The 20,338-nt window shown below is 64.2% G+C and carries 18 protein-coding genes; 13 read left to right on the forward strand and 5 right to left on the reverse strand.

Features of this window, described 5'->3' with window-relative positions; all coding sequences use genetic code 11:
• Positions 1 to 111 precede the first annotated feature (111 nt).
• Together JJB74_RS12520 and JJB74_RS12525 are read left to right on the forward strand one after the other, a co-directional pair.
• On the forward strand, positions 112 to 1,065 hold the full coding sequence (locus JJB74_RS12520; RefSeq protein WP_200592197.1) for a LysR family transcriptional regulator: 954 nt from the start codon (positions 112 to 114) through the stop codon (positions 1,063 to 1,065).
• A 118-nt stretch (positions 1,066 to 1,183) separates the two neighbouring features.
• On the forward strand, positions 1,184 to 2,446 hold the full coding sequence (locus JJB74_RS12525) for a M20/M25/M40 family metallo-hydrolase (protein ID WP_200592198.1): 1,263 nt from the start codon (positions 1,184 to 1,186) through the stop codon (positions 2,444 to 2,446).
• Between the two features lie 1,178 nt (positions 2,447 to 3,624).
• Here JJB74_RS12525 and JJB74_RS12530 read toward each other — a convergent pair.
• On the reverse strand, positions 3,625 to 4,041 hold the full coding sequence (locus JJB74_RS12530; RefSeq protein ID WP_200592199.1) for a secondary thiamine-phosphate synthase enzyme YjbQ: 417 nt from the start codon (positions 4,039 to 4,041) through the stop codon (positions 3,625 to 3,627).
• A 242-nt stretch (positions 4,042 to 4,283) separates the two neighbouring features.
• Between JJB74_RS12530 and JJB74_RS12535 the strand changes: the two genes are divergently transcribed.
• Positions 4,284 to 5,519: an MFS transporter gene (locus JJB74_RS12535; protein WP_200592331.1), complete on the forward strand. Its 1,236-nt coding sequence runs from the start codon at positions 4,284 to 4,286 to the stop codon at positions 5,517 to 5,519.
• Positions 5,520 to 5,621: 102 nt separating this feature from the next.
• Here JJB74_RS12535 and JJB74_RS12540 read toward each other — a convergent pair whose 3' ends face one another.
• Positions 5,622 to 8,027 (reverse strand): DUF6351 family protein, encoded by a 2,406-nt coding sequence (locus JJB74_RS12540; RefSeq protein WP_200592200.1) that lies wholly within the window; start codon positions 8,025 to 8,027, stop codon positions 5,622 to 5,624.
• A 489-nt stretch (positions 8,028 to 8,516) separates the two neighbouring features.
• On the opposite strand from JJB74_RS12540, the gene JJB74_RS12545 reads away from it, so the two are divergent.
• The 3 genes from JJB74_RS12545 (at position 8,517) to JJB74_RS12555 (ending at position 11,524) form a co-directional block, all read left to right on the forward strand.
• The gene (locus JJB74_RS12545; RefSeq protein ID WP_200592201.1) at positions 8,517 to 9,293 is read left to right on the forward strand and encodes a PEP-CTERM sorting domain-containing protein; all 777 of its coding nucleotides are present in this window, start codon (positions 8,517 to 8,519) and stop codon (positions 9,291 to 9,293) included.
• Between the two features lie 262 nt (positions 9,294 to 9,555).
• The gene (locus JJB74_RS12550) at positions 9,556 to 10,533 is read left to right on the forward strand and encodes an NAD(P)H-dependent flavin oxidoreductase (RefSeq protein WP_200592202.1); all 978 of its coding nucleotides are present in this window, start codon (positions 9,556 to 9,558) and stop codon (positions 10,531 to 10,533) included.
• 103 nt (positions 10,534 to 10,636) lie between these two features.
• The gene (locus tag JJB74_RS12555) at positions 10,637 to 11,524 is read left to right on the forward strand and encodes a crotonase/enoyl-CoA hydratase family protein (protein WP_200592203.1); all 888 of its coding nucleotides are present in this window, start codon (positions 10,637 to 10,639) and stop codon (positions 11,522 to 11,524) included.
• 6 nt (positions 11,525 to 11,530) lie between these two features.
• On the opposite strand, the gene JJB74_RS12560 is transcribed toward JJB74_RS12555, so the two are convergent.
• Positions 11,531 to 11,821 carry a KTSC domain-containing protein gene (locus JJB74_RS12560; protein WP_200592204.1) on the reverse strand — a complete coding sequence of 97 codons (291 nt, stop codon included), beginning with the start codon at positions 11,819 to 11,821 and terminating at the stop codon, positions 11,531 to 11,533.
• A 189-nt stretch (positions 11,822 to 12,010) separates the two neighbouring features.
• Here JJB74_RS12560 and JJB74_RS12565 point away from each other — a divergent pair, with 189 nt between their 5' ends.
• Entirely contained in the window at positions 12,011 to 12,778 is a 768-nt protein-coding gene (locus JJB74_RS12565; RefSeq protein ID WP_234484135.1) for a 5'-methylthioadenosine/adenosylhomocysteine nucleosidase, read from the forward strand.
• A gap of 123 nt (positions 12,779 to 12,901) precedes the next feature.
• Here the strand turns inward: JJB74_RS12565 and JJB74_RS12570 are convergent, their stop codons facing one another.
• A complete protein-coding gene (locus JJB74_RS12570; RefSeq protein ID WP_200592205.1) occupies positions 12,902 to 13,342 on the reverse strand; it encodes a DUF2147 domain-containing protein in 441 nt (146 codons plus the stop codon).
• Positions 13,343 to 13,365: 23 nt separating this feature from the next.
• Complete coding sequence (locus tag JJB74_RS12575) at positions 13,366 to 14,070, reverse strand: alpha/beta fold hydrolase (RefSeq protein ID WP_200592206.1); 705 nt, start codon at positions 14,068 to 14,070, stop codon at positions 13,366 to 13,368.
• Positions 14,071 to 14,305: 235 nt separating this feature from the next.
• Between JJB74_RS12575 and JJB74_RS12580 the strand changes: the two genes are divergently transcribed.
• The 6 genes from JJB74_RS12580 to JJB74_RS12605 are packed head-to-tail and all read left to right on the forward strand — an operon-like array spanning position 14,306 to position 20,329.
• Positions 14,306 to 14,773 carry a sterol desaturase family protein gene (locus JJB74_RS12580; protein WP_200592207.1) on the forward strand — a complete coding sequence of 156 codons (468 nt, stop codon included), beginning with the start codon at positions 14,306 to 14,308 and terminating at the stop codon, positions 14,771 to 14,773.
• On the forward strand, positions 14,770 to 15,486 hold the full coding sequence (locus JJB74_RS12585) for a fatty acid desaturase (RefSeq protein WP_200592208.1): 717 nt from the start codon (positions 14,770 to 14,772) through the stop codon (positions 15,484 to 15,486). The genes JJB74_RS12580 and JJB74_RS12585 overlap by 4 nt, the downstream gene beginning before the upstream one ends.
• The gene (locus JJB74_RS12590; protein WP_200592209.1) at positions 15,483 to 16,757 is read left to right on the forward strand and encodes a glycosyltransferase; all 1,275 of its coding nucleotides are present in this window, start codon (positions 15,483 to 15,485) and stop codon (positions 16,755 to 16,757) included. The genes JJB74_RS12585 and JJB74_RS12590 overlap by 4 nt, the downstream gene beginning before the upstream one ends.
• Positions 16,750 to 17,895, forward strand: coding sequence for a lycopene beta-cyclase CrtY (gene crtY, locus JJB74_RS12595; protein ID WP_234484136.1), 1,146 nt, complete (start codon positions 16,750 to 16,752; stop codon positions 17,893 to 17,895). Before JJB74_RS12590 ends, crtY begins: the two co-directional genes overlap by 8 nt.
• Entirely contained in the window at positions 17,892 to 19,397 is a 1,506-nt protein-coding gene (locus JJB74_RS12600) for a phytoene desaturase (RefSeq protein ID WP_200592211.1), read from the forward strand. Before crtY ends, JJB74_RS12600 begins: the two co-directional genes overlap by 4 nt.
• Positions 19,394 to 20,329, forward strand: a complete 936-nt coding sequence (locus JJB74_RS12605) for a phytoene/squalene synthase family protein (protein ID WP_200592212.1) — start codon at positions 19,394 to 19,396, stop codon at positions 20,327 to 20,329. The genes JJB74_RS12600 and JJB74_RS12605 overlap by 4 nt, the downstream gene beginning before the upstream one ends.
• The last annotated feature ends 9 nt before the right edge of the window (positions 20,330 to 20,338 follow it).

Below are 20,338 nucleotides of genomic sequence, written 5' to 3' on the forward strand. Positions count from 1 at the left end.
CGTCGGCTTGCATGGCGTTTTCCATCAGATGCGTGATTGAACGTATGACGCAATGTAGGAAACCGGGCACTATCTGTCTACGCGCGCAGGCATATACGCCGCATTCACCGCATGAATGGGGATACTGCCGCGGCGCGCATTACCGATATCATCGCCATGAACCTCAGTTCCGTAGACCTCAACCTGCTGGCAGCCTTCAATGCGCTGGCCCGGGAACGCAATGTCACGCTGGCAGCCAACCGCCTTGGCCTTTCCCAGCCGGCGATGAGCAATGCGCTGGCACGCCTGCGCAAGCTGTTCAACGATCCGCTGTTCGTGCGCACCGTTGCCGGCATGCAGCCCACGCCTTATGCGCAACAGCTGGAAGACCCGATCGCGCGCGCCTGCGAACTGCTCGAAGCCGCGCTGCAGATCGATGCCGGCTTTGACCCGGCAACGACCACGCGCAAGGCTTTCACCTTCTATCTTTCCGAGATCGGCGAAATCGTGTTCCTGCCGAAGATCCTGATTGGCCTGCAGCAGCGCGCACCGGGCATCAGCGTGAAGGTCAGCCGCGTGCCCGAGCACGGGCCGCAGGCGGCGATGGAAGCCGGTGAGGTCGATCTCGCCATCGGCATCTTTCCCGGCCTCAAGGCCGGCTTTTATCAGCAGCGGCTTTATGGCGATCGCTTCGTGTGCATTGCGCGGCGCGGCAAGACATCGCGCAGGTCGGCGCTGAGTCTGGAGGAATATGTCAGCGCCGCACATGCGGTGGTGGCTTCGACCGGCACCGGGCACGATACCGCGGTGGAGCGCATTCTCTGGAAGCAGCGGCTGCATCGCAGGATCGCGGTGACGGTGCCGCATTTCATGGCGTTGCCAACCATCGTGGCGCAGACCGATGCGATCGCCACCATCCCGTCGCGCATGGCGGCGGCATTGACCGGATTGACGAACATCGAGGTGCTAGAGGCGCCGGTTCCGTTTCCGCGCATGGAGATACGGCAGCACTGGCATGAACGCTTCCATCACGACGCCGCCAACCGCTGGCTGCGCGAACTGATCAACAGCCTGCTCCGCGAATAGCCGATCGCTTGCCCTTCGCCCCGCGCAAGCCGCGCACGAGTTCATTGCGCTGCATTTCATCTACGGGCACTACAATGCCAGCGCCCGTCACAACACATACCGAAAAGGAGATGACCGCATGACCCTGCCCACCGCTTCCCTCGCACGTTTTTCACGCCTGGTACGTACTCTGCCCGCGCTGCTTGCAGCAGGTGTCCTTGTTTCCGCGCATGCCGGCCAGCCGGACGACAAGCTGCTCGGCGCGGCGCGTGCGGCCCAGCCGGCACTGATCGCATCGCTGAAGGACATGGTGATGATCGAATCCGGCAGCAACGATGCGGCCGGCCTGGCGAAGATGGCGGCCTACACCGAGAAGCGCCTGCAGGCTCTGGGCGCGCAGACCGAGACGCGCAAGGCCGGCGAAGGTCCGGGCAGCATTGTCATCGGCCGCTTCACCGGCACCGGCAAGGGACGCATCATGCTGATTGCGCACATGGATACGGTGTACCGCGAAGGCGTGCTGCAGACACAGCCGTGGCGCATCGAAGGCAATCGCATCTACGGTCCCGGCATCGCTGATGACAAGGGCGGGATCGCGGTGATCCTGCATGCGCTGCAAATCCTCAACGATGCCGGCTGGCGCGATTACGCGAAGATCACGGTGCTGTTCAATTCCGATGAAGAAACCGGTTCGCGCGGATCGGGCGAGCTGATCGCCACGCTGGCCGCCGAGCATGACGAGGTGCTGTCCTGCGAGCCTTCGTCGGCGGCGCCGGAATCGCTGCTGCTCGGCGCCAGCGGTACCGGCACCGTGCATCTGAAGGTGCATGGCAAGAGCGCGCATGCCGGCGTGAATCCGCAACTGGGCCGCAACGCGCTGATCGAGTTGTCGCATCAGTTGCTGCAGACCGAGGACGTCGCGAAGTCGGTGCCCGGCACGCAGCTGAACTGGACGCTGTCGCGCGCCGGCAGCGTGGTGAACCAGATTCCCGAGAACGCGTCGGCAGAAGGCGACATGCGCCTGACTGCGCCGGACGGCTTCGACCGCATGGAAACGGCGCTGGCGCAACGCATCAAGAATCGTCGCGTGCCCGATACCGAAACCACCGTCACCATCGATCGCGGCCGGCCGCCCTTCCTCGGCAACGCGGCTTCACGCGCGCTGGCGCAGCAGGGCCAGGCCATCTATGCCGAGCTCGACCGGCCATTGACGCTGGTGGACATGATCGGCGGCGCGACCGATGCCGGCTTCGCCGCGCGCTCGGGCAAGGCGACCGTGCTGGAGAGTTTCGGCCTGCCGGGCGCCGGCTATCATGCGCGTGATGAATACATCGTCACCGACGGCATCGTGCCGCGCCTGTACCTGATGACGCGCATGCTGCAGGAGCTGGGCAAGCGCTGAGGCAGGTACGGCGCATCGCCTCGAAGACTGGAACGATGGAATCATCACCTCGGAGCTTGGGCTGACGAAGGAAGCCCAATATGCTGAAGGCCCGCAGGCGTTTGATGTTGCGCTTGACAGCCAGCCCTTTCAAGGTCCACGCTCGGCAACTGCTGATTGGCTGTAATGGCACTACGCTGCAGGGGCGCGTCGCTACGGCCAGGGTACGGGACATTCAGGTCTAATGCGTTTGGCAGCAGGCAAAGTTCGCAGGTATAGGGAAGCGGCTTACGTACTGATACTGGTCCTGCCTTTGCAGTTGCCGTTGCAGTTGCAGCTGGTTTTGGCTTTTGTCGTTGCTTTCAATCCCGTTGATCGCGCCGTGGCGCCGGGCCCTGAAGCGGATAAGGTGCGGCGTCTGTCTGAGCGAAGCGCAGCGCAGCGTAGCGAGTTTAGCCGCGCCCCGCTTCAGGGTTCGGCGACACGGGTACCCCCGAAGGGGGCGCGATCTCCGGGTCGCCTTTTCTTGGTTACTTCTTTTGGCGAGCAAAAGAAGTAACCCGGCTGCTGGGCCGGGACCCGGCTAGTTCGCCAAGTGCGATGTCCTTTTTGGGTCATCGGGCCTCGGATTTCGACCGGGCGGGCCTTTCAATCCAAGCCTCGACCAACGCGACGACGAGCAAGGCAAGAGCCTGCCCCTTCAACGGCATCACTCCGGTGACGCAAAACGTTCAGCGCCGCCTCGACCTAGCCGGGTCCCGGCCCGGCAGCCGGCCTACTTCTTTTGCGCGCCAAAAGAAATAGGCAAGAAAAGGCGCCCCGGAGATTGCGCCCCGCTGCGCGGGGTTCCCGTGCCGGCGATGCCCGGAGCGGGGCGCGGCTAAACTCGCTACGCTGCGCTTCGCTCAAACAGACGCCGCACCTTTTCCCGCTCCGGGCATCGCCGGCACGGCGCAATCAACGGGGGTTAAAAGCAACGACAACAGCAACAGCAACAGCAACAGCAACGGCAACGGCAACGGCAACGGCAACGGCAACGGCAACGGCAACGGCAACGGCACCATACCCTTACTTCGCCCACCCGCCCTCATGTCGCACTACCGACGTCCTGAAAAACAATTCAAGGTCACTTTGAAAGGACTGGCTTGTCAGCCCAACCTGCGCAGCCTGCAGTGCGAAGGCGTGACGCTGAGGCACGCTCATGCGCCCAGCACCGTCACCACCACGGAGCGCCGCTGCGGCGCGTCGCGATGCTCCCACAGGAAAATGCCCTGCCATGTGCCGAGCATCAGGCGCGCGCCGCCGACGGGCACGACAAGGCCAGTGTCGGACAACACGCTGCGCGCATGCGCGGCCATGTCGTCGGGCCCTTCGAGGTCGTGCCGGTAAGCCGGGTCGCCATCCGGCGCAAGCCGGCCCATGACGGTGTCGAGATCGCGCCGCACATCGGGATCGGCATTCTCGGTGATGGTCAGCGAGCAGCTGGTGTGCTGCACAAAAACATGGGCCAGACCGCATTGCAGCCCAGACTGCGCGACAGCTTTCGCAACTTCGCGGGTGATATCGCGAAAGCCGCGTCCGGTGGTGTTGAACTGGAGTATCGATTGATGTGCCATTGCTGCCATCGCCTTATCTATTGCGCATTCATGCATGCGCTGTTCCCAAGCCGGTGCGGCGCGCTTTGATCAATATCGTGCGCTGCTACCGCGGGTAACATGTCCCGGCCTCTTCCATGGCCCGCGCTTGCCAGCCATAAAACGACAAGGCGCACCATACCGCAGAACCACCAGCCGAAGCGCCGTCCACGCCACCATGCCGCGGTCGCCCGGTGTCGACGGAGCATTTCGTGTATCGATTCATCAAGGGCACCTTCCGTTCCCTGGCCGGCTACAACTACCGGATGTGGGCCGCCGGCGCCCTGATTTCCAACATCGGCACCTGGATGCAGCGCACCGCCCAGGACTGGCTGGTGCTCACGCAGCTCACGCATCAGAACGCCACCGCGGTGGGCATCGTGATGTCGCTGCAGTTCGGACCAGCCTTGCTGCTGCTGCCGTTGACCGGTTATGTCACCGATCGCTTTTCGCGGCGCCGGATACTGTTCGTCACCCAATTCGCGATGAGCCTGCTTGCGCTGGGGCTGGGCCTGCTTACCCTTAGCGGGCATGTGCAGCTTTGGCAGGTTTATGTATTCGCGCTGCTGCTCGGTACCGTTACCGCCTTCGATGCGCCCGCGCGCCAGACCTTCGTCTCCGAGCTGGTCGGCGAAAGCGATCTGGCCAATGCGGTGGCGCTGAACTCCACATCCTTCAACGCCGCGCGCATGATCGGCCCGGCCGCGGCCGGCCTGTTGATCGCCTCCACCGGCACCGGCGCGGTGTTCCTCATCAATGCGGCCTCATATGGAGCGGTGCTGGCCTCGCTGGCGCTGCTGCGGCGCGGCGAGCTGCATCGTCGCGACCGGAGCCAGCGCGCGCAGGGCGGGCTGATGGCCGGGTTCCGTTATGTCGCCGGCAGGCCGGATCTGAAGGTGCTGCTGCTGATGCTGTTCCTGCTCGGCACCTTCGGCCTGAACTTCCCGATCTTCATTTCCACGATGTCGGTATCGGTATTCCATGCCGGCGCGCGTGAATACGGTTTGCTGACTTCGGCCATGGCAGTCGGCTCGGTCACTGGCGCCCTGCTGGCGGCGCGTCCGGGAAAACCCGGCATACCGCGCATCATCGGCGCGGCCGCGATTTTCGGCATCGGCTGCGCCGCGGCGGCCATGGCGAGCGCCTATGCATGGTTCGGCGCAATCCTGGTCGCCATCGGCATCTCGGCGCAGATCTTCACCACCTCGACCAACAGCCTGGTGCAATTGGCTACCGAGCCGGGCATGCGCGGCCGGGTGATGGCAATACTGCTGGCGATCTTCTTCGGCGCGACACCGCTGGGCGCGCCAACAGTTGGCTGGGTCGCGGATCGCTTTGGTCCGCGCTGGGCCTTGGGCGTCGGCGCGGCATCGGGCATTGCGGCAGCCATCGTCGGCCTGCGCTATTTGCGCCTGGTGCGCGAACGCTCGGCCAAGGTACAAGCGCCATCGGGCGAATGAGCGCGGCGTCGATATCCGCAAAAGAAAACCGGCAGCGCAGGGCTGCCGGTTTCACTTACATGTTGAAACGGGCGGGACGGCATGCCATCCCGCCCTGCCGTCTTACTGCGGCTGCGCCACCGGCGCGGCCGGGATCGGCGTGCCGCCCGCAGTGGTAGCGAAGCTCAGCGGGCTGACGGCTTCCTGCTGGCCGACGCCCGGCTTGCTCCAGTCACACACGCCGCTGGCAAACACCGCCTGCAACCGGTTCAGCTGCGTAGAGCTAAAGCTGACTGGCGCATAGTCGGCAGCGGAGAACGGCTTCAACTGGCACTTCAGCACGTTTTCCGACAGTGGTCCGCCAGCGACCTGGCGCGGCGACGAATGCGGCGCCAGGAAGCGATCGGCATTGCAGGCGGCCGGGTCGGTGACCTTGGTGCTCTGCGTGGTGTCGGTGCTGAGGTAGCAGAAGTCGGTGGCGTCTGAAGGCTTGGACTTGGCGATCTTCTGCTCCAGCGACAGGCTGCTGGTGTCGGCCTTGATGTTGCCGACCCATTTGTCGATGGTCAGGAAGGATTGCACCGCCAGGCTCGTGGTCGGGTTCAGCGCATAGCCGAAGCGCCACATGACGTGGTTGTCATGATTGCCGTTGGCCTTGTCCAGGCGATCCCTCAGCGAGAAGCTGCGCCAGGTGTGATGGATGCCGAAGTTCGTGACGTTCTTGATCGAGCCCGGCGGCACGTTGCCCGGCAGCGTCGAATCATCATAGCCGCGCAGATCGAGGATCGCCGTCTTCGCCAGTTGCTTGCCGCTGGAAACGATGCCGGCCTTGTAGGCAATGGCAAGGGCTTCCGTGTCGCCAACCGCGCGTGGCGCGGCGCCGGTGGTGCCGGGGGCGGTGGCATTGTTGTCGAAGTCGAAGGCGCCGATGCGTTCGTTCAATGTCACGAACTCTTCCGGCGTGATGACTCCGGCCATCATCGCCTTCAGGCCATACTGCACGCCGACGTTGTCGCGGGTGTCGCGCGCACGGTTGGTGCCAGGCACCTTGCCCCAGATCGCAACCGCCGCATCCGCGCCGTCACAGCGAATGCCGGTCGGATTGGTGGTCGGGTCGTAGACCAGCGAGGCCGGAAGCTGGCAGTTGTTCCTTGGCGCACCGAATGGCGCAGTCGCTCCCGTGACGTCATCCGTCACGACCACCGGAACGTAGTTGCCCGGACGGTCGATGTTGGAGAACAGGTTGGTCCAGGCATGGCAGCCGGTCTGATCGACGTGGCCGTTGATGGCGGCCTTCTTGTCGTTGATCTGCTGCTGCGTCAGGCCGGCAGTGAGCGTCTTCCACTCGGTCGAGTTGTAGAAGTTCACCAGCAGCGCGCAGTCCTGCACTTCCAGACCGGTGGTCTGCGAATCCGGATAGGTGCAGCTCGGCTGGATACCGTCCACCAGTCCCGGCATGATCGACGCATTGGTCAGCTGGTTGATCGAACCGCCCGAGCAGCCGTTGCCCAGCGTGTAGCGGATCGGACCATAGGTGTCGACGATGTGTTCCTTCATCATCATCACGGTTTCGCTCATCAGCACCCGGTTCGAGTTGTACAGAGAATCGGTCATGCTGTTGTCGACGACCATGAAGCCGCGGGCCAGTGCGGCTTCAGCCCTGTCGTCGGCCCAGTTCTGCTCGGAGCGGAACTGCTTGCGCGGCTGGCCGGTGGAAGCGCCGAAGCTGTAGAGCAGCTTGCCGTTCCAGGCCTTTTGCGGCGCATACGGCTGCCAGTCCGATTTCGGGTCGAACAGCACCGCGATGTCGTAGATGCCGCGGTTCATCGTGCCGCGCTCGACGCGGACGATGTAGGGCACGGTCACGCCGGCGTCGGTGGTGGTCGTGGCCAGATCCGCAGGCGCGGCGGCGCTCGGGTCGTAGGGCTTGAAGCAGGCGTTGGCCGGCGCGGTCGTTCCGGGGTTCGGATCGGGCAGCGCGGCGTTGGAGCAGCCGGCTGCGGTCGTGTGATAGAACAGCTTGTACTCGGTCTTGATATTGCACTGCGCATCGACGGCCGTGGTCGTCAGGCCGCTGGCATTCGTCGACGGGGTCGACCCGCTTTCGGCCTGCGGGCTCGGCGTGGCGCACACCCAGGGCTGGATCTGTGCGCCGGAAATGATCGGGCCGCCGATCGGGAAATTGGTGATCGTCAGTTTCGCGCTCTTGGCGCCGTCGGCGCTCGCGGTGACGGTGTTGTCGCCATTGGCAAGTCCGGTCAGCACGCCGGTGACGCGGCCGTCGGCGCGCACCGCGAAACTGGTGCTGACATCCTTGCCGTTCAGGTTGACCTTGATGGTCTTGCGATCAGCGCCGGTTGGCGCAGCGATCTCAACGAAGGCATCGCCGCCGCTGACCATGTCGGCGCGGTTTGACAATACCTTGATGTCCATTGGGGCATTGTTGTCATCGTCGCCTCCACAGGCGGCGAGCAACAGGGCAAGCGAAGCCACGGGTAATACCCGCAGCCATGGGGTGTGGCTGTGCATGAAAAGCGTCTCCTCGGTGTTTTTTGTCGAATCGTGGTGCTCATGCTGCTGTTACGGAAAGGCTGGGTGGCTGGTCTCCTTCCTGGCGTACAGGTTTCTATTGGCTTCTAAAACCGCAGTGCAGAACTTGATTTCAGTTTTTCAGGAAACCTTAAGCCGACGTGTCCGAAAAGTAAAGTTAAAACTCGGCATGTACTTTTTGCATGCAGCGAAGTGTTCGCGGCGCTGCAACCTACGCTGCCTGCAGGAGACGTGAACGACCGAACTTGGGCGTAGCGAAAGCCGATTTCTGTTATCAATTTGTTACAAGTAACTGTCGACGCAATTTACAGATGCTCCAAATCATCACCATGCTTATGTGCAAGATATAAAAAAAACAAAGGCTTACAAGCTCGGCACGCAAATTGCTCAAGAAGCCTTGCAGGGAGCAGTACTGCCGGCATTGCTGGGGAGCATGTGTGCCGGTAGCGTAATAGGAAGATAGCAACGATGGACAAAACCTCCTTCATCAGGAAGGGCCTGATCGGGCTGGGTTTGACGATAGCCGCGGCTTCGAGCCACGCCGCACTGATTCTCGATACTCCGTCGACCGCGAATCTGTCCGGTACCGGTATCGGCAACGTCAACACCATCCTCACCATTCAGAGCCCGGGCAGCACCACGACCGAGACCGGCAGTGTCGGCTGGAATGGCACGGCTACTACGACGAGCGGCAACGTCATCAGCGGCGGCAACGGCACTTCGCAGAATCAGGCAGTGACCTTCGCCAGCGCCGGTTTCACCAGTGCCGCCAATCTCGCCTCGGACCTTTCGGCGCTGCGCCTCGTCTTCAATGCGCAGGAGCCGGGAAACACCGCTGAGAACGGCATTAACCTGAGCAATTTGGTGCTGAGCTTCTTCAGCCCGACCGGAGCGACGCTGTTTACCTCTGGCGCTTTCAACGCTCAGGCCAACGGTAATTTCCCCACCACGCAGACGGGTGTGGGCAACTCGGGCTTTGTGTTCAAGCTCGACGGTGCGGACATCACGGCCGCAACCACGGCGCTTTCCGGCGCCAACTTCAGCCTGAACGACCGCATCGGCCTGACGGCCAGCGCGCTCAACGCCACTGGCGGACCGGATACTTTCTTCACGGTCCGATTCCAGAACGGCGCAACTGGCGGCGGCGGCGGCGGCGCCGGCATCCCGGTGCCGGAACCGGCAACACTGGCCATGCTCGGCCTGGGCATCGGCGCACTGGGCTTTGCGCGCCGGCGCAAGAGCTGAACCGCCTACCCGCATACAGGCAGGCGACGCCGGCAATATCGGCGTTGACAAGCCCGCGGCATCCTGAGGATGCCGCGGGCTTTTTCCTGTTGGCACCCGGTTTCGTATTCCTCAGCGCTTGGGGTACAGTTTCGGCGTCTTCGCGCACGACGAAGACAAGCGGATGCCGCGACGATGCGAATCGCGGCGCCCGACGCGACATTCCCGTCGCTGCATTCCTCTCAAGAAGAATGCACGCCTACCAGCTGGAGGAGACCACATCATGCGCACTCGCATTACTGAACTTTTTGGCATACGCCACCCGATCATCCAGGGCGGCATGCATTATGTCGGCTTTGCCGACCTGGCCGCGGCGGTGTCCAACGCCGGCGGCCTGGGCATCATCACCGCGCTGACGCAGCGCACCCCGGAAGCGCTTGCCAACGAGATACGCCGCTGCCGGGAAATGACCGATGCGCCCTTCGGCGTGAACCTGACCTTCCTGCCGGCGCTGGCGCAGCCCGACTATCCAGGCTATATCCGGGCCATCATCGAAGGCGGCGTGAAGATCGTCGAGACGGCGGGCAACAATCCGCAGAAGTGGATGCCGGTGTTGAAGGAAGCCGGCATCAAGGTGATCCACAAGTGCACGTCGGTGCGCCATGCGTTGAAAGCCGAGGCGATCGGCTGCGATGCGGTCAGCGTCGACGGCTTCGAATGCGGCGGGCATCCCGGCGAAGACGACGTGCCCAACTTCATTCTGCTGCCACGCGCCGCCGAGGAACTGCGCGTGCCTTTCGTCGCCTCGGGCGGCATGGCCGACGGCCGCTCGCTCGTGGCCGCGCTGGCACTGGGCGCCGAAGGCATGAACATGGGCACCCGCTTCATCGCCACGCGCGAAGCGCCGGTGCATGAAAACGTCAAGCAGGCCATCGTCGCGGCCAGCGAGCTCGACACCCGGCTGGTAATGCGGCCGCTGCGCAATACCGAGCGGGTGCTGACCAATACCGCGGTCGAGCGCCTGCTGGACAAGGAACGCCAGCTCGGCAGCGCGCTGCGCTTCGAGGATATTGCCGCTGAAGTCGCCGGCGTGTATCCGCGCATCATGAAGGAAGGCGAGATGGATGCCGGCGCCTGGTCCTGCGGCATGGTCGCCGGACTGATCCACGATGTGCCGACCGTGCAGGAGCTCATCGATCGCATCATGGCCCAGGCCGAGAGCCTGATTCGCCAGCGGCTGGGCGCGATGCTGGAGCAATAAGCGATGCCTGCACGAGCGGCCCGGCGCTGCGGACCGCTCGTCAAAGCAGACCGATCCCGAAGCGCCCGAATGCGGGCGCCACATTTACAGAACAGGAGACGCCGTGCCTTTACCCGAATTGCAGACCACTACCTACAGCGTGGACGATGGCATTGCCACCATCACGCTGAACCGTCCCGAAAAGCTGAATGCGTACAACGCGAAGATGCGCGAGGAATTGCTCGCGCTGTTCGATGAAACCGATGCCGACGACCAGGTTCGCGTGGTGATCGTCACCGGCGCCGGCCGGGCATTCTGCGCCGGCGCGGACTTGTCTTCCGGCGGCGCCACCTTTGACCGCCAGGCCAATCCCGGCGATCTGTCGCGCGCATCGCTGAAGGTCGGCGATGTCTACCGCGACGGCGGCGGCACCAACACGCTGCGCATTTACCAGAGCCTAAAGCCCGTCATCGGCGCCATCAATGGCCCGGCGGTGGGCATAGGCGCGACCATGCAATTACCGATGGACATGCGTCTGGCATCGACCGAAGCGCGTTTCGGCTTTGTCTTCGCCCGGCGCGGCATCACGCCGGAAGCGGCATCGTCCTGGTTTCTGCCGCGGCTGGTCGGCATGCAGACGGCGCTTGAATGGTGCATGACCGGTCGCGTCTTCGGCGCCGACGAAGCCTTATCGCGCGGGCTGGTGCGCTCGCTGCATGCGCCGGATGCATTGCTGCCGGCGGCGCGGGCGCTGGCACGTGAAATCGCCGACAACACGGCGCCGGTATCGGTGGCACTGGCGCGGCAGATGCTGTGGCGCATGGCCGCCGCGCCGCACCCCATGCATGCGCACCGCATCGACAGCCGCGCAATCCAGGCGCGCGGGCAATCGGCTGATGCGCATGAAGGCGTGTCCGCCTTCCTGCAAAAGCGCCCGGCGGCGTTCCCGAACCGGGTGTCGACCGACATGCCGCCGTTCTTCCCGTGGTGGGATGAGCCCCCGTTCGAGTGAGCGGAGTCAGGCTTGGTCGTCGTCGCCGGGCGGCTTGAACAGGTCTGCGAGCGCCTGCGATTTGCCGGCGCTGCGCGCCGCGGGAGACGATCCGCGCCGGCCGGTGAATTCGTCTTCGATGTTGTCGCGGTAATAGCTCCAGGCCGCGCCCGAGCTCGATAATCTGGCCCAGACGTCAGCGCCCACGCCTGAATACTCGATCGCGCTGCCGTCTTCGAATTCCACCCGCAGCAGGCGCTGGCGCGGATCGTATCCGGCGGCGCGCAGCTTGCCGGAACGAATCGTTTTCATTTCCATGGCTTTCTCCATCGATACGGCGCGCAGCTCACTGGCATATTGCCGCGCGCACCGGTTCAGCGGCGGAATATAGCAGTGGGCTGCGCGATACGGTCTCCAAATCGCGCGGCGATCGCTTGTTGTGCCGGTATCGGTCGCCGGCATTTGCTAAGCTGGCCGCCCTCCACGTCACATGCCTTGCGAATCAACATGCCCACACCGGAAATGCATCTCGGCCTCATCAGCGCCATGGAACAGGAACAGACCGGATTGCTCGCGCTGCTGCAATCGCCTCGTCGCGAAACCTGCGGCATGCGCGAATACGTCACCGGCATGCTCGGCGGCACGCGATGCACTTGTGTGCTGTCGCGCTGGGGCAAGGTGGCCGCCGCAGCCACGGCAACAATGCTGATCGAGCGCTTTGGCGTCACGCACATTCTCTTCACTGGCGTGGCCGGCGCCGCCAGCCGTGGCGTGGCGGTCGGCGACATTGTGATCGCCAGCAGCCTGGTGCAGCACGACATGGATGCTTCGCCCTTCTTTCCACGCTTCGAGATTCCGCTTCTGGGCGTGGCGCAATTTGCCGCCGACGCGACACTATCCGAGCGACTTGCGCGCGCGGCGCAAAGATTTGTGGAACAGGACGCGCCCACGCTGCTGAGCGCCGATGAACGTTCGGCATTTTCGATGCGCGAGGCGCGCGTGCATCACGGCATCATTGCCAGCGGCGACCAGTTCATCGGCAGCCAGGCGCGTCTGGATATGCTGCGGGAACAGCTTCCCGGCCTGCTGGCGGTGGAGATGGAAGGCGCGGCGGTGGCGCAGGTGTGCCACGAATTCGGCTTGCCGTTTGGCGTGGTGCGCACGATTTCCGATGATGCGAACGAGCACGCGCCGGTCGATTTCATGCGCTTCGTCGAACGCGTGGCGTCACGTTATACCTTGGGTATCGTCACGCGCTTCTGCATGCCGGGCTGAGCGCGATGACACGTCGCATTCGTTCGACAAGGACTCCGTAGCGCCGATGGCCCACGCCGGCATGCGCGGCAAGCGAGCAATGGACGCCCGGCTCGCTGCCGCGATTCCGGCCGCAAGGAAGCCCTACTGCTCGCGTATCCAGGTTTGGGTGCGCCCGAACGCCGGCATGCCTATGTAGCCGCGCACGTCGAGCTTCTTGCCGCCGTCGGCGAGACGCATCTTGCTGCGATAGGTCTTGCCGTTGCCCGGGTCGAGGATCTGCCCGCCATTGAATTCGTCGCCCTCCGGTTTCATGCCGGAAAGGATGGTCATGCCAACGATGGGCTGATCGCGGCGCGCGCCTTCGCATTTGTCGCAAACCGGATCGGTCGGCTCGCCGGCCGCGCGGAACAGCTTCTCGATCTTGCCGTTCAGTTCGCCGCCGGTCTCGCTGATGCGGATCAGCGCCGTCGGCTTGCCGGTGTTGTCATCGATGGTTTTCCACAAGCCGACCGGCGAAGCGGCATCGGCCCAGGCTTGCCCCCACAGCAGCATTGCCGCCGCCGCGAATAATCGAATCTGCATCGTTCTCTCCCTTTGGTTGAATATCAGTGTTGCGCCATCGCCAGCAGCATGTGCAGCAACGCATCCGGCGCGCTGATCATCGGATCATGTCCAGTGGCGACTTCCAGCACCTGCCAGCCCGGCTCGGCGCGCACGCGCGCGCGCATCGGGTCGATGGTAGCCAGCGCCGGCGCATGGCAATCGATGAAGCTGCGCGGCAATGCGGCTACCCGCGTGGCGTCGAAATGCAGCGGATCGTCATATACGCCGCCGGGCTGCGGCCGCATGCGGCGAGAGATCCAGTTCGCATCGTCGCCGGAAAGCCCGAACAGCGCGGGATCGCTGGGTGGAATCGCGCCGGTGGCTGCGATCGCCGCGCGCCGCTGCGCGCGCGTGGATTCCGGATGACCGCTCGACCAGCTTTCCCCAGGCAGCGGCACCACGGCATCCACATACACCAGCCGGGCGATGCGCTGTGGCATGCGGTCGGCCAGGCCGGTGATGATCAGGCCGCCATAGCTGTGGCCGACGACGATCGCCTCCTGCAACTCCTCAGCCTCCATCACCGCTGCCGCATCTTCGATGTGATCGGCAAGCCGGATATCGGGCGCGAGCTGATGCGCGCGTTCCCCGGTGCCGGTCAGCGATACCGCGAAGGCACGGTGCCCGGCACGCCACAAGCCGGGCAGTATGCGCTGCCAGCACCATGCGCCATGCCAGGCGCCATGCACCAGGACGAAGTCCGCCATCGCCGTCTCCTGTCGTTATGAAATTGCGAGCGATTCTATCCGCATTGTGCCCGCCAAGGCAGACTGACGTGTTCGCGCAAGCCGCGTTCCAACGTGCGCAACACGAACGGCAAACCCAACGTACAATAGCGCCGTTTTGACCGAAAGTTGCTCCAGGTCAGGATGCACCGCCGCGTTTCCTGTAGTGCCTTCGTACGCATCGAACTCTCACGGATCGGGATATCTGCTTGCAGCCATGAACGTTTTCCACGTCATTCTCGCCCTCGTCACGCTACTGGCCATGGAGCTTGCGGTGACCTTCATTCATCGCTATGTGATGCACGGCTTCGGCTGGGGCTGGCACCGTTCGCATCATGAAGCGCGCAAGACGCCGGGCTGGGAACGCAACGACCTGTATGCGCTGGTATTCACCGCGGCAACCATTCCCCTGTTTGCGCTGAGCAGCCCGAGCGAGCCGCTGTGGTGGATCGCCAGCGGCGTCACCGGCTATGGATTGCTGTATGCGCTACTGCATGATGTGCTGATCCATCGCCGTCTGCCGCTGAAGTGGAAGCCATCGCATCCCTATATGCAGCGCCTGATGTCCGCGCATTATCTGCATCACGCCGTCAAGACACGCGAAGGCGCGGTTTCCTATGGTTTCCTGTACGCGCCGCCGGTCGAGGCGCTGCGCGCGCAATTGCGCAGGCGCAAAAAGCCATGAAGCCGGGAAGGCAAGGCGCGCTCGGACTGCTGCTGGCCGCGGCCATCATCGCCGCCTGGCTCGCCATTCATGTGGCGGCCATCTTCTTCCTCGATGCCTCGTCGATCCTGCGTACGCTGGCGTTGATCGTGGTGCAGACCTGGCTATCGGTGGGCCTGTATATCGTGGCGCACGATGCGATGCACGGCTCGCTGTGTCCGGGCCATCGCGGGCTCAATCGCCGCGTCGGCGCGCTGGCATTGTGGCTGTACGCCGGCTTTTCATTCGACAAGCTGCTGCCGATGCATCATGCGCATCATCGCGCGCCGGGAATGCCGGAAGATCCGGACTTCGCGCCGATGAGCCCGGACCGTGCGCTGCCCTGGTATCTCGGCTTCATGCGCACCTATGTCGGGCGGCGTGAAGTGCTGATCATGCTGGCGCGGGTGGGCTTGTACATGCTGGCCGGCGCGCCGCTGCAGAACATCGTGCTCTTCTTCGCGCTGCCGGGATTGCTGTCCTCGCTGCAGCTGTTCTGGTTCGGCACTTTCCTGCCGCACCGGAATGTGAGCGATGCCGAGTTCGTCGATAGCCACCGTAGTCGCAGCAATGCTTACGGCACGCTGCTGTCGCTGATGACCTGTTTTCACTTCGGCTATCACCACGAGCATCACCGCTTTCCGGCCGCGCCGTGGTGGCGCCTGCCCGCAATACGGCGCGGGAGCCAGGCATGAAGCCGCGCCGCATCGTGCTGGCCACTGCCGGATCGCTCGGCGATCTGCATCCGTTTCTCGCGCTGGGCGTGGAGCTGCGGCGTCGCGGACACCAGGTTGTCGTCGCTACCAACCATGCTCATCGCACGCCGGTCGAGAATGCCGGCCTGGCCTTCCATCACATGCGCCCCGACCCGGAACACACGCCGGAATTCCATGCGCGTTTCATGGACCCGAAGCGCGGCGGCGAATTTGCCTTTCGCGATTATCTCGCGCCGGCCATACGCACGAGCTATGCCGATCTGCTCGAGGCCACGCGTAATGCCGATTTGCTGGTGAGCCAGTCGCTGATGGCGCTGGCCGCGCCGCTGGTGGCGGCGAAAACCGGCATCCGCTGGGCGTCGGCGGTGCTGCAGCCGATGTCCTTCTTCTCGCTGCACGAGCGGCCCAACTATCTGCCGATCGCGCCGCTGGCCTGGGCCTGCGGCCGTTATCCGGAGCTGCATGCGCAAGTCTTTCATTACGTCAGGAAGCACACCGAGTCCTGGGTGGCGCCGGTGCTGGCCTACCGGCGCGAACTTGGCATCAAAGGCGATGCGCATCCCATGTATGAAGGCCAGCATGCGCCGCGTCGTGTGCTGGCCATGTTTTCGCCGCTCATCGGTCCGCGGCGAGCAGACTGGCCCGCCGCCGCGGTACAGACTGGCGCGGCGCTGTTTCGCGATGCGCGTGCCGAACTCACGCCCGAGTTGCGCGCCTTCCTCGCGCGCGACGATGCGCCACTGGCGGTATTCACGCTGTCTTCGGCCGCCAGCAATGCCGCCGGCAGCTTCTATCGCGAAAGCCTGGACGCCGCGCGCGCGCTCGGGCTGCGCGCGCTGCTGATCATGGGCGGCCTGGCGAGCAAAGCGGCGCTGCCCGAACCCTTGCCCGCTTCGGCAATGCGCATCGCCTATGCGCCTTTCGAGCTGGTGTTTCCGCATGCGGATGTGATCGTGCATTCCGGCGGCGTGGCGACCTGCGCCAAGGCCCTGGAAGCGGGCCGGCCACAGATCGTGGTGCCGCATGCGCATGACCAGCTCGACAATGCGCTGCGCCTGTCGCAGGCCGGCGTGGCGCGGCTGCTGCGGCCCCGGCGCGCAAGAGGCGGTGCGTTGCGGCGCGCGCTGCGCGAAAGCCTCGCCGACGCCGGCCTGCGCGAACGCGCGGCGAAACTGGCACTGCAGGCGCAGACCGAGGACGGCGTTAGCCGGGCCTGCGATGCGCTGGAGGAGATGTTCGCCGATGCATGACCTGCTCCTGATTGGCGGCGGACTGGCCAACGGCCTGATCGCCTGGCGCCTGAAGATGCGCCATCCCGAGATGCGCATCCTGCTTGTGGAAAAGGATGGCGCACTCGGCGGCAACCATACCTGGTCCTTCTATGGCGACGACCTGACGCCGGAGCAGCAAGCCTGGATCGCGCCGCTGGTGACGCACGCTTGGCCAGCATATGAAGTCCGCTTTCCCCGCCATGCGCGCAGGCTCGAGTGCGCCTACCACAGCATCAGCTCGGAACGCTTTCACCAGGTGCTGCAGGACACGCTTGGCGCTGATGTGCTGCTCGACGCGCGCGTGACCGACATCGCGGCCCGCTCGCTGCGCATCAACGGCCGCCGCTATGAGGCGCGCGCCCTGATCGATGGCCGCGGTCATGCGCCTTCGCCACATCTGCGCGTGGGATATCAGAAGTTCCTTGGCCAGGAACTGGTGCTGGCCGAGCCGCATGGCCAGGCGCTGCCGATCATCATGGACGCTACCGTGCCGCAGCACGACGGCTACCGTTTCGTCTATACGCTACCCTTCGATGCGAAACGCATCCTGGTTGAAGACACCTATTACAGCGACGGCCCCGAACAGGACCCTGCGCATCTGCGCGAGCGCATCGCCGCCTATGCCCGCGAGCGCGGCTGGAAGATCGACCATGTAGCGCGTGAGGAAGTCGGTGTGTTGCCGATTGCGCTGTCCGGAGATATCGAGCGTTTCTGGGAATCGAAGCCGGCTGGCCTGCCCTGCAGCGGCCTGCGCGCTGCGCTGTTCCATGCGACCACCGGCTATTCGCTGCCGCATGCAGTGCGTCTGGCCGACGAGATCGCCGCCATCGAAGACATCGACGAATTCGCCAGCGCCGCGCTGTGTGCGCGCATCCGCGCTCATTCGACGCGGCAGTGGCACAGCCAGGCCTACATGCGCATGCTCAACCGCATGCTGTTTCATGCCGCCGCGCCGGATGAGCGCTATCGCGTGCTGCAGCGTTTCTACACGCTTCCAGCCGGCCTGATCGCGCGTTTCTACGCCGCGCGCCCCACTTTTCTCGACCAACTGCGCATCCTGTCCGGCAAGCCTCCCGTGCCGGTGCTGGCTGCCATCAAAGCGATACGTTCCCCATGAAAGACAATGTGAGCAAGGCCGTAGTGATTGGCAGCGGTTTCGGCGGCCTGGCGCTGGCGATACGACTGCAATCGGCGGGCATCAATACGCTGCTGCTGGAGGCGCGCGACAAGCCTGGCGGGCGCGCCTATGTGTACGAGGACGAGGGCTTCATCTTCGACGCCGGGCCGACCGTGATCACCGATCCGAGCGCGCTCGAGGAATTGTTCGCGCTGTCGGGACGGCGGCTGGAAGACTATGTGAAGCTGCTGCCGGTGTCGCCGTTCTACCGGCTGTGCTGGGAAGACGGCTACAGCTTCGACTATGTGAACGATCAGATGGAGCTGGAGCGGCAGATCGGCATGAAGTCTCCGGCTGATGTCGCGGGCTATCGCCGCTTCCTCGAATACTCGAAGGCGGTGCTGCAGGAAGGCTATCTGCGGCTCGGCCATGTACCCTTCCCGGACTTCCGCAGCATGGCACGCGTTGCGCCGCAACTGATCCGGTTGCAGAGCTATCGCAGCGTGTACGGTATCGTCGCGCGCTTCATCCGCGATGGGCACCTGCGCCAGGCCTTCAGCTTTCATTCGCTGCTCGTTGGCGGCAATCCCTTCGAGACCTCGTCGATCTATTCGCTGATCCATGCGCTCGAACGGCGCTGGGGCGTGTTCTTTCCGCAGGGCGGCACCGGCGCGCTGGTTCGCGGCATGGTGCAGCTGTTCCAGGACCTCGGCGGTGAAGTGCGCATGAATGCGCCGGTGGACGAAATCGAGACTACGTCCAATCGCGTCACCGCGGTGCGCCTGCGCTCGGGCGAGCGCATCCCCTGCACGCTTGCGGCCAGCAATGCCGACGTGGTGCACACCTACGAGCGCCTGCTGCGCGACAACGCGCTCGCGCGGCGCCGCGCGGCCAGCCTGAAGAAGAAGCGCTTCTCGATGTCGCTGTTCGTGATCTATTTCGGCCTGAAGGGGGTGCGCGAAGGACTGCAGCATCACACCGTGCTGTTCGGCCCGCGCTATCGCGAGCTGTTGAAGGACATCTTTCACGGCGATGCGCTGCCCGAGGACTTTTCGCTGTACCTGCATGCGCCCACGGTCACCGATCCCTCGCTCGCGCCGCCTGGCCACAGCGCCTACTATGTGCTGGCGCCGGTGCCGCACCTGGGCAATGCCGACATCGATTGGGAAGTCGAAGGGCCGCGCTACCGTGACCGCATTCTCGATTATCTCGAGCAGCGCTATATCCCTGATCTGAAGCGTGACCTGGTGGTGTCGCGCATCTTCACGCCTTTCGATTTCCGCGATGAGCTCGGCGCGCATGTCGGCTCGGCATTTTCGCTGGAGCCGGTGCTGTGGCAAAGCGCCTACTTCCGCACGCACAACAAGGATGAGGCGATCGACGGCCTGTATTTCGTTGGTGCTGGCACGCATCCGGGCGCCGGCATACCGGGCGTGGTCGGTTCGGCCAAGGCCACGGCGGGCGTGATCGTCAGCGAGCATGCAGCGCGGAGCAGCGCATGAACGAGGATGTTGCCGCCTACAGCCGGGATGCGATCCGCCAAGGCTCGAAAAGCTTCGCCAAGGCGGCGATGCTGTTCGATCCTGCCACGCGCGACAGCGTCATGATGCTTTATGCCTGGTGCCGGCATTGCGATGACGTCATAGACGGTCAGGTGCTCGGACATGAACAGCATGCGCTCAGCGTAGACGAGAAGCGGCAACGGCTGGCTGAGCTGCAGCGGGAAACCGAGCGCGTGTGCGACGGCTACGATAGCGACATTCCTGCCTTTGCTGCGCTGGCTGCCGTGCTGCGCCGCCATCCGATTCCGCGTCGCTGCCTGTTCGAGCTGCTGCAGGGTTTCGAGCTCGATGCGATCGAAGCCAGTTTCCCGACGCTGGATCACACGCTGCGTTACTGCTATCACGTCGCCGGCGTGGTCGGCGTGATGATGGCCGCGATCATGGGCGCGCAGGAAGAAGACACGCTGCACCGGGCATCGGATCTGGGCATCGCTTTTCAGCTCACGAATATTGCACGCGACGTGATCGACGACCTTGAAGTCGGCCGCTGCTATCTGCCGCAATCCTGGCTCGAGCATGCCGGGCTGAAACGGGAGAGCATGCATCTTCCCGAGCATCGCGCCACGCTGCATGCGCTTGCCGCTGATCTGCTGACTCTGGCCGAACGCTATTACGACTCGGCGAAGACGGGCATGGCACGGCTGCCATGGCGCTGCTCCTGGGCGATCGCCAGCGCTCTGCTGATTTACCGCGACATTGGTCTGCTGCTGCGCGCGCATGGGCCGGCTGCCTGGGATGCGCGCATTGCAGTGTCGAACCGCAGAAAGCTATGGCGCCTGTGCCATGGCAGCTGGCTTGCCACACGCACGCGGCTCACGCTGCGGCGCACAGCGGCCGCGCCGCGCATGGATCTCTGGACCCGGCCGCTGTAGCGCCGGTGA

This window comes from Noviherbaspirillum pedocola, from assembly GCF_016632335.1.
Lineage (GTDB): Bacteria > Pseudomonadota > Gammaproteobacteria > Burkholderiales > Burkholderiaceae_D > Noviherbaspirillum_A > Noviherbaspirillum_A pedocola.

Excerpts from the sequence above, each read along its gene's own strand:
- JJB74_RS12530 (WP_200592199.1), bottom strand. The coding sequence starts at position 4,041 with ATGGCACATCAATCGATACTCCAGTTCAACACCACCGGACGCGGCTTT.
- JJB74_RS12545 (WP_200592201.1), top strand. The coding sequence starts at position 8,517 with ATGGACAAAACCTCCTTCATCAGGAAGGGCCTGATCGGGCTGGGTTTG.
- JJB74_RS12525 (WP_200592198.1), top strand. The coding sequence starts at position 1,184 with ATGACCCTGCCCACCGCTTCCCTCGCACGTTTTTCACGCCTGGTACGT.
- JJB74_RS12585 (WP_200592208.1), top strand. The coding sequence starts at position 14,770 with ATGAAGCCGGGAAGGCAAGGCGCGCTCGGACTGCTGCTGGCCGCGGCC.
- JJB74_RS12520 (WP_200592197.1), top strand. The coding sequence starts at position 112 with ATGAATGGGGATACTGCCGCGGCGCGCATTACCGATATCATCGCCATG.
- JJB74_RS12600 (WP_200592211.1), top strand. The coding sequence starts at position 17,892 with ATGAAAGACAATGTGAGCAAGGCCGTAGTGATTGGCAGCGGTTTCGGC.
- JJB74_RS12570 (WP_200592205.1), bottom strand. The coding sequence starts at position 13,342 with ATGCAGATTCGATTATTCGCGGCGGCGGCAATGCTGCTGTGGGGGCAA.
- JJB74_RS12560 (WP_200592204.1), bottom strand. The coding sequence starts at position 11,821 with ATGGAAATGAAAACGATTCGTTCCGGCAAGCTGCGCGCCGCCGGATAC.
- JJB74_RS12565 (WP_234484135.1), top strand. The coding sequence starts at position 12,011 with ATGCCCACACCGGAAATGCATCTCGGCCTCATCAGCGCCATGGAACAG.
- JJB74_RS12540 (WP_200592200.1), bottom strand. The coding sequence starts at position 8,027 with ATGCACAGCCACACCCCATGGCTGCGGGTATTACCCGTGGCTTCGCTT.
- JJB74_RS12605 (WP_200592212.1), top strand. The coding sequence starts at position 19,394 with ATGAACGAGGATGTTGCCGCCTACAGCCGGGATGCGATCCGCCAAGGC.
- JJB74_RS12550 (WP_200592202.1), top strand. The coding sequence starts at position 9,556 with ATGCGCACTCGCATTACTGAACTTTTTGGCATACGCCACCCGATCATC.
- crtY (WP_234484136.1), top strand. The coding sequence starts at position 16,750 with ATGCATGACCTGCTCCTGATTGGCGGCGGACTGGCCAACGGCCTGATC.
- JJB74_RS12580 (WP_200592207.1), top strand. The coding sequence starts at position 14,306 with ATGAACGTTTTCCACGTCATTCTCGCCCTCGTCACGCTACTGGCCATG.
- JJB74_RS12575 (WP_200592206.1), bottom strand. The coding sequence starts at position 14,070 with ATGGCGGACTTCGTCCTGGTGCATGGCGCCTGGCATGGCGCATGGTGC.
- JJB74_RS12590 (WP_200592209.1), top strand. The coding sequence starts at position 15,483 with ATGAAGCCGCGCCGCATCGTGCTGGCCACTGCCGGATCGCTCGGCGAT.